This window comes from Streptomyces sp. ITFR-16 (genome assembly GCF_031844705.1).
Taxonomy (GTDB): domain Bacteria; phylum Actinomycetota; class Actinomycetes; order Streptomycetales; family Streptomycetaceae; genus Streptomyces.
In genome coordinates this window covers 3,225,887-3,238,459 of record NZ_CP134609.1, presented here as the reverse complement: position 1 = coordinate 3,238,459, position 12,573 = coordinate 3,225,887, and the positions used below count along the sequence as shown (strand labels likewise).

General features: G+C 70.3%; 14 protein-coding genes. 12 read left to right on the top strand and 2 right to left on the bottom strand.

The annotated features are described in order from the left end of the window. The first annotated feature begins 6 nt into the window (after positions 1-6). The 8 genes from map (at position 7) to truA (ending at position 5,295) form a co-directional block, all read left to right on the top strand. Complete coding sequence (gene map, locus RLT58_RS14275) at positions 7-843, top strand: type I methionyl aminopeptidase (protein ID WP_311310772.1); 837 nt, start codon at positions 7-9, stop codon at positions 841-843. A gap of 164 nt (positions 844-1,007) precedes the next feature. Beyond that, positions 1,008-1,229 (top strand): translation initiation factor IF-1, encoded by a 222-nt coding sequence (gene infA / locus RLT58_RS14270; RefSeq protein ID WP_003956442.1) that lies wholly within the window; start codon positions 1,008-1,010, stop codon positions 1,227-1,229. 60 nt (positions 1,230-1,289) lie between these two features. After that, a complete protein-coding gene (gene rpmJ, locus RLT58_RS14265; protein WP_003956441.1) occupies positions 1,290-1,403 on the top strand; it encodes a 50S ribosomal protein L36 in 114 nt (37 codons plus the stop codon). Positions 1,404-1,596: 193 nt separating this feature from the next. After that, positions 1,597-1,977, top strand: a complete 381-nt coding sequence (gene rpsM / locus RLT58_RS14260) for a 30S ribosomal protein S13 (RefSeq protein ID WP_018490826.1) — start codon at positions 1,597-1,599, stop codon at positions 1,975-1,977. A gap of 104 nt (positions 1,978-2,081) precedes the next feature. Then, on the top strand, positions 2,082-2,486 hold the full coding sequence (rpsK, locus tag RLT58_RS14255; RefSeq protein WP_003956432.1) for a 30S ribosomal protein S11: 405 nt from the start codon (positions 2,082-2,084) through the stop codon (positions 2,484-2,486). Positions 2,487-2,623: 137 nt separating this feature from the next. Further along, positions 2,624-3,646: a DNA-directed RNA polymerase subunit alpha gene (locus RLT58_RS14250; RefSeq protein ID WP_003966937.1), complete on the top strand. Its 1,023-nt coding sequence runs from the start codon at positions 2,624-2,626 to the stop codon at positions 3,644-3,646. A 201-nt stretch (positions 3,647-3,847) separates the two neighbouring features. Beyond that, positions 3,848-4,351 carry a 50S ribosomal protein L17 gene (gene rplQ / locus RLT58_RS14245; RefSeq protein ID WP_136328425.1) on the top strand — a complete coding sequence of 168 codons (504 nt, stop codon included), beginning with the start codon at positions 3,848-3,850 and terminating at the stop codon, positions 4,349-4,351. Positions 4,352-4,440: 89 nt separating this feature from the next. After that, positions 4,441-5,295, top strand: coding sequence for a tRNA pseudouridine(38-40) synthase TruA (truA, locus tag RLT58_RS14240; RefSeq protein ID WP_311310771.1), 855 nt, complete (start codon positions 4,441-4,443; stop codon positions 5,293-5,295). A gap of 7 nt (positions 5,296-5,302) precedes the next feature. Here truA and RLT58_RS14235 read toward each other — a convergent pair whose 3' ends face one another. Both RLT58_RS14235 and RLT58_RS14230 read right to left on the bottom strand, forming a co-directional pair. Beyond that, entirely contained in the window at positions 5,303-7,171 is a 1,869-nt protein-coding gene (locus RLT58_RS14235) for a hypothetical protein (RefSeq protein ID WP_311310770.1), read from the bottom strand. Between the two features lie 69 nt (positions 7,172-7,240). After that, entirely contained in the window at positions 7,241-8,104 is an 864-nt protein-coding gene (locus tag RLT58_RS14230) for a hypothetical protein (protein ID WP_311310769.1), read from the bottom strand. A gap of 58 nt (positions 8,105-8,162) precedes the next feature. Here RLT58_RS14230 and RLT58_RS14225 point away from each other — a divergent pair, with 58 nt between their 5' ends. The 4 genes from RLT58_RS14225 (at position 8,163) to glmM (ending at position 12,557) form a co-directional block, all read left to right on the top strand. Next, positions 8,163-9,791, top strand: coding sequence for an ABC-F family ATP-binding cassette domain-containing protein (locus RLT58_RS14225; protein ID WP_311314520.1), 1,629 nt, complete (start codon positions 8,163-8,165; stop codon positions 9,789-9,791). Positions 9,792-10,016: 225 nt separating this feature from the next. Next, on the top strand, positions 10,017-10,460 hold the full coding sequence (gene rplM / locus RLT58_RS14220; protein WP_018550601.1) for a 50S ribosomal protein L13: 444 nt from the start codon (positions 10,017-10,019) through the stop codon (positions 10,458-10,460). A gap of 45 nt (positions 10,461-10,505) precedes the next feature. Then, entirely contained in the window at positions 10,506-11,033 is a 528-nt protein-coding gene (gene rpsI, locus RLT58_RS14215; RefSeq protein WP_311310768.1) for a 30S ribosomal protein S9, read from the top strand. A gap of 165 nt (positions 11,034-11,198) precedes the next feature. Then, positions 11,199-12,557 carry a phosphoglucosamine mutase gene (glmM, locus tag RLT58_RS14210; protein ID WP_311310767.1) on the top strand — a complete coding sequence of 453 codons (1,359 nt, stop codon included), beginning with the start codon at positions 11,199-11,201 and terminating at the stop codon, positions 12,555-12,557. The last annotated feature ends 16 nt before the right edge of the window (positions 12,558-12,573 follow it).

Sequence of the window (12,573 nt, the reverse complement as noted above, 5' to 3'; positions counted from 1 at the left end):
CGCGCAATGGTGCAGATCAAGACCCCCGAGCAGATCGCGAAGATGCGTGAGGCGGGGCTGGTGGTCGCTGCCATTCACGCGGCCACCCGTGAGGCGGCGGTGCCCGGCGCCACGACGCGGGACCTGGACCAGGTCGCCCGCAAGGTGATCGCCGACCACGGGGCGAAGTCGAACTTCCTGGGGTACGGCGGGTTCCCCGCGACGATCTGCACCTCGGTCAACGAGGTCGTCGTCCACGGCATCCCGGACGACAAGACGGTCCTCAAGGACGGGGACATCATCTCCATCGACGCCGGCGCCATCGTCGACGGCTGGCACGGCGACGCCGCGTACACCGCCTTCGTCGGCACCGGTCACGCTCCGGAGCTCGTCGAGCTGTCCCGGGTGACCGAGGAGTCGATGTGGGCCGGCATCGCCGCGATGAAGGTGAACAACCGGCTCCTCGACATCTCCAAGGCGATCGAGTCCTACATCCGCCGCCAGCCCCGCCCCGCGACCGGCAAGTACGGGATCATCGAGGACTACGGCGGGCACGGCATCGGCACCGAGATGCACATGGACCCGCATCTGCTGAACTACGTCTCCCGCAAGCGCGGCAAGGGCATCAAGCTGGTCCCGGGCGTGTGCCTGGCCATCGAGCCGATGGTGTCCCTCGGCACGGCCCGTACCGAGGTGCTCCAGGACGAGTGGACCGTCATCACCACCGACGGCACCTGGTCCTCGCACTGGGAGCACTCGATCGCCCTGACGGAGCAGGGGCCGCTGGTCCTCACCGCCCCGGACTGCGGCCGCGAGAAGCTGGCCCAGTACGGCGTGGAGGCGGCGCCCGACCCGCTGGGGTGATTGGACGCCGCCGCGAGGTCTAAGGATCTCCCGCGGTGGGCAAACTTGACGGATTCGTCTTTTGGAGTCCGCTGACGTAGACTGACTCGTCGGCTCTCGTGCATCCGTGTGTCCGCATACGGCGGACGAGAGTCGATCAAGGTAGCCGATTCGAAAGGCGAAGCGTGGCCAAGAAGCAAGGTGCCATCGAAATTGAGGGCACCGTGATCGAGTCCCTCCCGAACGCCATGTTCAAGGTGGAACTCCAGAACGGTCACAAGGTCCTCGCGCACATCTCCGGCAAGATGCGGATGCACTACATCCGAATCCTCCCGGACGACCGGGTCGTCGTGGAGCTCTCTCCGTACGACCTGACGCGTGGCCGGATCGTCTACCGCTACAAGTAGATCTTGCCCACATCCCGCTGCGGCGGGGTGCTGGCACTGACCCGGAGAACCTGACATCCCATGAAGGTCAAGCCGAGCGTCAAGAAGATCTGCGACAAGTGCAAGGTGATCCGCCGTCACGGTCGGGTCATGGTCATCTGCGACAACCTGCGCCACAAGCAGCGCCAGGGCTGACGCACGACCCCCTGCATCTCGCAGTACTTCGCGCGACGCACGTAAACGTACATACGCAGTGCCCGTCCAAGCCACGGCTGACGACACCTCCGGCGGGGGCCGGGGACCCGGGCGTACCACCTCTCCCAGCGAGAGGTCGGCGGTCGGGAGTGGTACTGCGGAAGACCCCCGAAATAACAACTGGAGCCATTGAATGGCACGCGTTTCAGGTGTTGACATCCCGCGCGAAAAGCGCGTGGAGGTTGCCCTCACCTACGTCTTCGGTATCGGGCGCACCCGGTCCAAGGAGATCCTCGCCACCACCGGCGTGAACCCGAACACCCGCGTTCGTGACCTGGCCGAAGAGGACCTGGTCAAGATCCGCGAGTACGTGGACGCCAACCTTCGCACCGAGGGTGACCTCCGCCGCGAGATCCAGGCCGACATCCGCCGCAAGGTCGAGATCGGCTGCTACCAGGGCATCCGCCACCGTCGCGGTCTGCCGGTCCACGGCCAGCGCACCAGCACCAACGCCCGTACCCGCAAGGGTCCGCGTCGCGCGATCGCCGGTAAGAAGAAGCCGGGCAAGAAGTAGTCCTCAGCGGACGCACTGCGAGCGTCCGGTTCCCGGACCTCCGCAGCATCCAGCGGTCTTCGCTGTAGGACCGATCACCTCCCCTCTCCATCTGGAGTCAAGACATGCCCCCCAAGGGTCGTCAGGGCGCAGCCAAGAAGGTGCGTCGCAAGGAAAAGAAGAACGTCGCTCACGGCCACGCGCACATCAAGAGCACGTTCAACAACACCATCGTCTCGATCACGGACCCCTCGGGCAACGTGATCTCCTGGGCCTCCGCCGGCCACGTCGGCTTCAAGGGCTCGCGCAAGTCCACCCCCTTCGCCGCGCAGATGGCCGCCGAGTCGGCCGCCCGCCGCGCGCAGGAGCACGGCATGCGCAAGGTCGACGTCTTCGTCAAGGGTCCGGGCTCCGGCCGCGAGACCGCGATCCGCTCCCTCCAGGCCACGGGCCTCGAGGTCGGTTCGATCCAGGACGTCACCCCGACGCCGCACAACGGCTGCCGTCCGCCGAAGCGCCGTCGCGTCTGACCCGCTACGGCCGGTGACGGCCGTGCGTCAGTAGCGCCGGGTCCGGGCGGTACACCTCTTCGGAGGCGTACCGCCCGTACCCTTGTTACATCTGTCGGGCATCAAATAGTGGGTGCCCACGACTGAAGGATCACAGCATGCTTATCGCTCAGCGTCCGTCGCTGACCGAAGAGGTCGTCGACGAGTTCCGCTCCCGGTTCGTCATCGAGCCGCTGGAGCCGGGCTTCGGCTACACCCTCGGCAACTCGCTCCGCCGCACGCTCCTCTCCTCGATCCCGGGTGCCGCTGTCACCAGCATCCGCATCGACGGTGTCCTGCACGAGTTCACCACCGTGCCGGGCGTCAAGGAGGACGTCACCGACCTCATCCTCAACATCAAGCAGCTGGTCGTCTCCTCGGAGCACGACGAGCCGGTCGTGATGTACCTGCGCAAGCAGGGTCCCGGCCTGGTCACCGCCGCCGACATCGCCCCGCCGGCCGGTGTCGAGGTGCACAACCCGGACCTCGTCCTGGCCACGCTGAACGGCAAGGGCAAGCTGGAGATGGAGCTGACCGTCGAGCGCGGTCGCGGCTACGTCTCCGCCGTCCAGAACAAGCAGGTGGGCCAGGAGATCGGCCGGATCCCGGTCGACTCCATCTACTCGCCGGTGCTCAAGGTCACGTACAAGGTCGAGGCGACCCGTGTCGAGCAGCGCACCGACTTCGACAAGCTGATCGTCGACGTCGAGACCAAGCAGGCCATGCGTCCCCGTGACGCCATGGCGTCGGCCGGCAAGACCCTGGTCGAGCTGTTCGGTCTGGCGCGCGAGCTCAACATCGACGCCGAGGGCATCGACATGGGCCCGTCCCCGACGGACGCCGCGCTCGCCGCCGATCTGGCGCTGCCGATCGAGGAGCTGGAGCTCACGGTCCGCTCGTACAACTGCCTCAAGCGCGAGGGCATCCACTCGGTGGGCGAGCTCGTGGCCCGCTCCGAGGCGGACCTGCTCGACATCCGCAACTTCGGTGCGAAGTCGATCGACGAGGTCAAGGCGAAGCTGGCCGGTATGGGCCTGGCGCTGAAGGACTCGCCTCCCGGCTTCGACCCGACCGCCGCAGCCGACGCGTTCGGTGCGGACGACGACGCGGACGCCGGTTTCGTGGAGACCGAGCAGTACTGAGTCGCCTCCGGCCGGGGTGCGTGTGTCTGATGCGTGCCCCGGACCGGGCAGAGGCTCTGTCCTCAATCGCAGGACGGGCTGGAATGTCGGGCCGAGGTCCGATGACAGCCGTCAGGCTCGTAAGACTTCCGTGTGGCGACCGCCGCGCGGGAACTGACACCGGTACCTGATACGGCCGGTGCAGCACACAAGGAGAAAACCATGCCTCAGCCCGCCAAGGGTGCCCGTCTGGGCGGCAGCGCTGCGCACGAGAAGCTTCTTCTCAACAACCTCGCGAAGTCGCTGTTCGAGCACGGCCGCATCACCACGACCGAGGCCAAGGCCCGTCGCCTGCGTCCGGTCGCCGAGCGTTTCATCACCAAGGCGAAGAAGGGCGACATCCACAACCGTCGCCTGGTGCTGCAGTCGATCACGGACAAGGGCATCGTGCACACGCTCTTCACCGAGATCGCCCCGCGGTACGAGAACCGCCCCGGTGGTTACACCCGCATCACCAAGATCGGCAACCGTCGTGGCGACAACGCCCCGATGGCCGTCATCGAGCTGGTCGAGGCCCTGACCGTGGCGCAGGCCGCCACCGGTGAGGCCGAGGCCGCCACGAAGCGTGCGGTCAAGGAAGACGCCCTCAAGAAGGACGAGACCCCGGTCGAGTCCGTCGAGGACGCCAAGCCGGCCGAGGCCGACGAGGAGTCCAAGGACGCCTGAGCGTTCTGAGACCTCTGGACGGGCCCGCATCACCCCTCGGGGCGGTGCGGGCCCGTTTCGCTGTGCAGGGATCTTGAGAGGATTCGCTGGTGAGTGACGTGGTGGAGCCCGGGTTCGTACGGCTGCGGCTGGACCTGGCGTACGACGGCAAGGACTTCTCGGGCTGGGCGAAGCAGACCGCCCGGCGGACGGTGCAGGGGGAGATCGAGGACGCGCTGCGGACCGTGACCCGCTCCGGCCGGACCTACGACCTGACCGTGGCCGGGCGCACCGACGCCGGGGTGCACGCGCGCGGCCAGGTCGCGCATGTGGATCTGCCGGCCGGGGTGTGGGCCGAGCACGCCGAGAAGCTGCTGCGGCGGATGGCCGGGCGGATGGCGCCGGACGTACGGGTGTGGCGGATCGCGGAGGCGCCCGCCGGGTTCAACGCCCGTTTCTCCGCGCTGTGGCGCCGGTACGCGTACCGGGTGGCGGACCGGCCGGGCGGGGTGGACCCGCTGGTGCGGGGTCATGTCCTGTGGCACGACCGGCCGTTGGACGTGGCGGCGATGAACGCGGCGGCGGCGCGCATGACGGGGGAGCACGACTTCGCCGCGTACTGCAAGAAGCGCGAGGGTGCCACGACCATCCGCACGCTGCAGAAGCTGAGCTGGGTACGGGACGAGGCGTCCGGGATCATCACCGGGACCGTCCAGGCCGACGCGTTCTGCCACAACATGGTGCGGGCGCTGGTGGGTTCGATGCTGTTCGTGGGCGACGGGCGGCGCCCGGACCCGTGGCCGGCCGAGGTGCTGGCGGCCGGGGTGCGGGACCCGGGGGTGCACGTGGTGCGCCCGCACGGGCTGACGCTGGAGGAAGTCGCCTACCCGGCCGACGCGTTGCTGGCCGCCCGTGCGGTGGAGGCCCGCAATGTGCGGACGCTGCCGGGCGCCGGCTGCTGCTGAGGGACGGTCAGGGCGCGGCGCGTGCGCGGCGGCGGAGCGCTGCCGCGAGGGCGCCCGCCGGGTACAGCGCGGCGACGCTCAGCAGCGTGGCGCGGAACCAGCCGATGTGCGGGCTCGACCAGGCGAGGACCGACGCCGTCGACAGGACCGCCAGCGTGGCCGCGCGGGTCAGCCACCAGCGGGCCGTGCGCGGGGCGTCGTCCTGCGGGGCGGGCGGGTGGCTGCCGGGGCTGGCCCGCATCGTGTCGCGCATCCCCGCCAGGATGGAGCGCCGGGCCATGACCCGTGCTCCGGGCAGCGCGTCGAGGATCTGGGTGTCCCCGCCGAAGCCCGGCGGGACCGGTGGCAGGCCGAGGGCGGTGACCAGGTCGCCCTGGTGCCGGGCCGGGTCGCCGGTGGCGCGCAGCAGATGGACCAGGGGGCGCGGGTCCGCCAGCCGGTAGAGGTACGCCAGCTCCCCGGCGACGGCCCGGGCCTCGGTGTGGCCGGGGACGGGGGCCTCGGTGTCCCAGGTGTGCGTCACGATCCGGCGGCCCTGGTGCAGCGCGGTGACGCTGCTGCGCTCCGGGGTGCGGTGCAGGACCAGGGCGGGCCAGCTCTCGCCGGTCGTGAAGGTCTCCGCCGCCGCCGTCAGGGGCTCCTCGGGGAGCAGCATCGAGCGCCGGCCGCGGGTGGCCTCGGGGACCACTTCCACATAGCTGTAGCCGTCGCCCGCCGGTGCCGTACGCAGGGAGAAGCCGCAGATCAGGGCGGCCTGGGCGACCTCGGCCGGGGGAGCGGGCACGATCGCGACCGCGCGCGGGACCAGCTCCGCCCAGTCCGGGGCGGCGGCGGGCTGCTCGGGCGGGCCGCCGAAGAACGGGACGCGTGAGGCGAGGTCGAGCCGGACGTCCGAGCGGGCTTCGAGGAACTCGGCGCGGGGGTCGCCGATCCGGTCCCACGGGGACTCGGTGGCGTGGACGCCGATGGCGCGGAACACCTCCAGCGCGTCGGCCGGCCGGTCCGCCATGATCAGCATCAGGGCCAGCTCGTTGCGGAAGCCGGCCGCCTCGCGGTCGCCCGGGCCGTAGGTCTCGGAGAGCGCCAGGGCGCGGGTGAGTGCCGCGGCGACCCGGGGGCCGTACGGGTCGGGGCCCTCGGGCTCGTCCTCCTCGGACAGCCGGTACTCCAGCGCGGCCCGCAGCGGCAGGGCGTGGAGCTGCGAGCCGGGCGGGGCGGACGCCGCGACCCGCTCCGCGTACGCGAACATCTCCTCGTGCGAGCCGTACCACTTGGCGCAGACGTACTGGAGGGCCTGCTCGTGGCAGCCGAAGTGGTGCGGGTCGCGGTCCTCGGCCTCGTCGAGATACAGGTCGAACACCTCGCGCGGCGCCTGGATGCCGCGGGCGTGGGTGAGGGCGATGCGCCAGGGGACGGGGTCGTCGGGGTTGAGCTCGGCGGCTCTCCCGATCACCGGCACGGCGTCCGTGAGGAGGGCGAAGAACGCCTGGAACTGGTCGCGCTCGACGTCCTTGGCGCGGGCGCCCGTCCGTATCTTCCACGCCTGGTGGAGCTGGAGGTCGGCCAGCACGAGGACGGCGTCCGGGTCGTCGGGCGCCTCGGTCAGCCAGGTGTCCAGCCAGCCGTCGTGATGGAGCGCGGTCCGGGCCAGCCGGCTCACGCAGGCGTCCCTGCGCTCCCACTGGGCGTGCGTCCGGGTCGCGGCCAGCAGCTCCCGGGCCGGGGCGTGGTCGCCCGCCGTCGCGGCCGTGAGCGCGGTGCGCAGCTGGGCGTCCGGCGGGTCCACGACCACGGCCTCGTCGGGCGCCAGGTCGGCGCCGATCGCGTCGCGGTGGCGCAGGATGCGCAGGAACGCGAGGGGGAAGGCGGGGCGCACAGCAGCAGGTCCTCCGTATCCGCGTCTCGGCGTCCGTGTGCCTCGGCGCCCGGGGCGCGAGGCGGCCGGTCAGCCGGTGGGGGCGGTGGCGGCCGCCGAGGCCTGGACCTCGCCGCGGTGGCGGATCTGCCGGAAGGTGAAGTTCGTCAGGTCGTCGCCGACGGCGTACACGTTCTTGTCGGCCTTGGTGACGTTCTTCCCGCTGGTGAAGCCGCTGATCGCGAAGTAGGCGTACCGGCCGTAGGAGTTGGCCGTGCGGCGGCAGACGGAACCGGCGCGGCAGAAGACCGGCACCCCGGAGCCGCTGAGCGACGCGATGCCGCCGCTGGCCTGCTGGGCGGCCTTCTTGGCCTGGGCCTCGGTCTCGAAGACCGCGAGGCCGACGGTGACGGCCACCCCGTCACGGCTGTACGTGGCCCGGATGACCTGGTCGCAGCCGTTGCCGACGAGGATCGAGCCGAGCGCGCCCTGCGTGGTCGTGGCGCACTTGGTGGTGGTGTGCGTGGCGCCCTTGGCGTAGACGCGGTCGCCGGAGGTGAGTTTGGTGCCGGGGAAGAAGGAGTCGACGCCGACGGGCAGCCGGTCCTTCTTCACGTCGGATATGTAGTCCTTCGGGTCCGGCGGGGGCGGCGGGGCCACCGAGGAGAAGGACGGCTCGGGCTCGGCCGTCTCGCTCGGCAGGTCGCTCACCGAGGGCAGCTCGCTCGCGCGCTTCCCGTCGGTGCCGTCGGAGCCGCTCTTGTTGGTCATGATGACCGCGGTCGCCACGATCGCGGCGACGGCCGCGGTGGCCAGCGCGCCTCCGCCGATCATCAGCCACTTCCTGCGCCGGGCGCGTGCCGCGGATGCCTCGGCCAGCGCCGCCCAGTCCGGAGTCTGGTTGTTCCCCGGCCCCACCGGCCCCCAGGAGGGCCCCCCTTGCCCAAAGCTCATGCCGCGAATCCTAGACGGAACACAAACCGGTTGGGCCAGGGCTTCGCGGGCCGTGACAATGCTGGGTATGGGACATCTTGAAGCAGGCCATCTGGAGTACTACCTACCGGACGGGCGGGTGCTGCTCGGCGATGCTTCGTTCCGCGTCGCGGACGGTGCCGTGGTCGCCCTCGTCGGGGCGAACGGCGCCGGGAAGACCACGCTGCTGCGGCTGCTCGCCGGGGAGCTCCAGCCGCACGGCGGCTCGGTCTCGGTGAGCGGCGGGCTCGGCGTGATGCGGCAGTTCGTGGGCTCGGTGCGCGACGAGCGTACGGTGCGCGACCTGCTGGTCTCCGTCGCGCAGCCCCGCATCCGGGAGGCCGCGCAGGCCGTCGACCGGGCCGAGGAGGCGATCCTCACCGTCGACGACGAGGCCGCGCAGATGGCGTACGCGCAGGCCCTGAGCGACTGGGCGGAGGTGCGCGGGTACGAGGCCGAGACGGTCTGGGACATGTGCACGACGGCGGCGCTCGGTGTCCCGTACGAGAAGGCGCAGTGGCGCGAGGTGCGCACGCTGTCCGGCGGTGAGCAGAAGCGGCTGGTGCTGGAGGCGCTGCTGCGCGGGCCCGACGAGGTGCTGCTGCTCGACGAGCCGGACAACTATCTGGACGTCCCCGGCAAGCGGTGGCTGGAGGAGAGGCTGAGGGAGACCCGTAAGACGGTCCTCTTCGTCTCCCACGACCGGGAGCTGCTCTCCCGCGCAGCGCAGAAGATCGTCAGCGTGGAGCCAGGCCCGGCCGGCAGCGATGTGTGGGTGCACGGCGGTGGCTTCGACACCTACCACGAGGCCCGCAAGGAGCGGTTCGCGCGCTTCGAGGAGCTGCTGCGCCGCTGGCAGGAGGAGCACGCCCGGCTGAAGGCGCTCGTGCTGCGGCTGCGGCAGCAGGCGGCGAACAGCCCCGACATGGCGAACCGCTACCACGCGATGCAGACCCGCTTCAAGAAGTTCGAGGAGGCGGGGGCGCCGCCGGAGCCGCCGCGCGAGCAGGACATCCGGATGCGGCTGCGCGGCGGGCGGACCGGGGTGCGGGCGGTGACCTGCACGAACCTGGAGCTGACCGGTCTGATGAAGCCGTTCGACCTGGAGATCTACTACGGGGAGCGGGTCGCCGTCCTCGGTTCCAACGGCTCGGGCAAGTCGCACTTCCTGCGGCTGCTGGCGGGCGAGCCGGTGGCGCACACCGGCGAGTGGAAGCTCGGCGCGCGCGTCGTGCCCGGCCACTTCGCGCAGACCCACGCCCACCCGGAGCTGCTCGGCAAGACCCTCGTCGAGATCCTGTGGACGGAGCACGCCAAGGACCGGGGCGGCGCGATGGGCGTGCTGCGGCGGTACGAGCTGGAGCGGCAGGGGGACCAGCCGTTCGAGAAGCTGTCCGGCGGCCAGCAGGCCCGCTTCCAGATCCTGCTGCTGGAGCTGTCGGGCACGACCGCGCTGCTGCTGGACGAGCCGACGGACAACCTGGACCTGGAGTCGGCTGAGGCCCTTCAGGACGGCCTGGAGGTGTACGACGGGACCGTGATGGCCGTCACGCACGACCGCTGGTTTGCGAAGTCCTTCGACCGGTATCTGGTCTTCGGCTCGGACGGCGTGGTGCGGGAGACCACGGAGCCGGTCTGGGACGAGCGGCGGGTCGAGCGGGCGCGGTAGGCGGCGCGTTTTGACCCGCCCGGGGCGGGGCGGGTAGTCTCGTCGATTGTTATACGTATTGGCTGCGTCGTTCTCACGCGAAGGGCCCTTACGTAGGTTCCCTGGAGCAGTTACCAGTGGCTCGCATACGGGCAGCGTCCCCGGCGATTGTGAGCCCCAGCTGCATATCGCTTCAGAGGTGCCGTGTGTCTGGACCCCATCCACTGAAGAAGCGAAGGCTACGAAGTGCGTACGTACAGCCCCAAGCCCGGCGATGTCACTCGCCAGTGGCACATCATCGACGCCCAGGACATCGTCCTCGGCCGTCTGGCCACCACGGCTGCGAACCTCCTCCGAGGCAAGCACAAGGCGATCTACGCCCCCCACATGGACATGGGCGACTTCGTCATCATCATCAACGCCGACAAGGTTCACCTGTCCGGCAACAAGAAGACCCAGAAGATGGCGTACCGCCACTCCGGGTTCCCGGGTGGTCTCCGCTCGGTTCGTTACGACGAGCTGCTCGCGAAGAACCCCGAGAAGGCCGTCGAGAAGGCCATCAAGGGCATGATCCCCAAGAACACCCTGGGCCGTCAGATGATCTCGAAGCTGAAGGTCTACGCGGGCGACCAGCACCCGCACGCTGCGCAGCAGCCGGTCCCGTACGAGATCACCCAGGTCGCGCAGTAGTTCCGGCCTCCCCCCAAAGACGTAAAGAAAGATCTGAGGAGCATCGTGGCCGAGACCACTGTTGAGACCCCCGTCGAGGGCACCGAGGGCGAGGAGACCTTCGCCGAGGTGACCACCTTCGAGTCGGAGGTCCCCGTCGAGGGTGAGTACACCTCCGAGTCGCTCGCGGGCCGCTTCGGCGACCCGCAGCCCGCGGCCGGCCTGGGCCGTCGCAAGAACGCCATCGCCCGCGTCCGGATCGTTCCGGGCACCGGCAAGTGGAAGATCAACGGTCGCACCCTTGAGGACTACTTCCCCAACAAGGTGCACCAGCAGGAAGTCAACGAGCCCTTCAAGGTGCTCGAGCTCGACAACCGCTACGACGTCATCGCCCGCATCTCGGGTGGCGGCGTCTCGGGTCAGGCCGGCGCCCTGCGCCTCGGTGTGGCCCGTGCGCTGAACGAGGCGGACGTGGACAACAACCGCGCCACGCTGAAGAAGGCCGGCTTCCTCTCCCGCGACGACCGTGCGGTCGAGCGCAAGAAGGCCGGTCTCAAGAAGGCCCGTAAGGCCCCGCAGTACAGCAAGCGCTAAACCGCCTGCTCATCCGCGTTACACGTTCGCCCCGGCGGCACACCTCGTGCTGCCGGGGCGTTCGTTTATCGACACCCTCGGGCATATAACGGCATAAGACGTTCATAGGCTTGTTGGTTACTTGCACTGACTTTTTGCGTTTCGGAGCACTCTCGGAGGACACCAGTGGGACGACTCTTCGGCACGGACGGCGTGCGCGGTGTCGCCAATGCGGACCTGACGGCCGAGCTCGCGCTCGGTCTGTCGGTCGCTGCGGCGCACGTACTGGCCGAGGCGGGCACCTTCGAGGGCCATCGGCCGACGGCCGTGGTCGGCCGTGACCCGCGCGCCTCCGGAGAGTTCCTGGAGGCCGCCGTGGTCGCCGGCCTCGCCAGCGCGGGCGTCGACGTCCTGCGCGTCGGCGTGCTGCCGACCCCCGCCGTCGCCTACCTCACGGGCGCGCTGGGGGCCGACATCGGGGTGATGCTCTCCGCCAGCCACAACGCCATGCCGGACAACGGTGTCAAGTTCTTCGCCCGCGGCGGCCACAAGCTCGCCGACGAGCTGGAGGACCGCATCGAGACGGTCTACGAGCAGCACCGCACCGGTGAGCCGTGGGCCCGTCCCACCGGCGCCGGCGTCGGCCGCGTCAACGACTACGCCGAGGGCTTCGACCGCTACGTCGCTCACCTCATCGGCGTACTGCCCAACCGGCTGGACGGGCTGAAGGTCGTCCTCGACGAGGCGCACGGCGCGGCCTCCCACGTCTCGCCCGAGGCGTTCGCGCGGGCCGGGGCCGAGGTCGTCACGATCGGCGCCGAGCCCGACGGGCTGAACATCAACGACGGCTGCGGCTCCACGCACCTGGCGCTGCTGCGCGCCGCCGTCGTCGAGCACGGCGCCGACCTGGGCATCGCGCACGACGGCGACGCCGACCGCTGCCTGGCCGTGGACGCGGCGGGCGAGGAGATCGACGGCGACCAGATCCTGGCGGTGCTCGCCCTCGCCATGCGCGAGGCCGGGCAGCTGCGCAAGGACACCGTGGTCGGCACCGTGATGTCGAACCTCGGCTTCAAGATCGCCATGGAGCGCGAGGGCATCCAGCTCGTCCAGACCGCCGTCGGCGACCGCTACGTCCTGGAGTCGATGAAGGCCGAGGGCTTCGCGCTGGGCGGCGAGCAGTCCGGGCACGTCATCGTGCTGGACCACGCCACGACCGGCGACGGCACGCTGACCGGCCTGATGCTGGCGGCCCGGGTCGCCGCGACCGGCCGCTCCCTCGCGGACCTCGCCGGGGTCATGGAGCGCCTTCCGCAGGTGCTCGTCAACGTCCCGGACGTCGACAAGTCCCGCGTGTCCACCTCCCCGGAGCTGGCCGTGGCCGTCGCCGAGGCCGAGCGCGAGCTGGGCGCCACCGGCCGCGTGCTGCTGCGCCAGTCGGGTACGGAGCCGCTGGTACGGGTCATGGTCGAGGCGGCCGACATCGAGCAGGCCCGCGCGGTGGCCGGCCGGCTGGCCGACGTGGTGAAGTCGGCGCTGGGCTGAGCGGGGCGGACCGGAC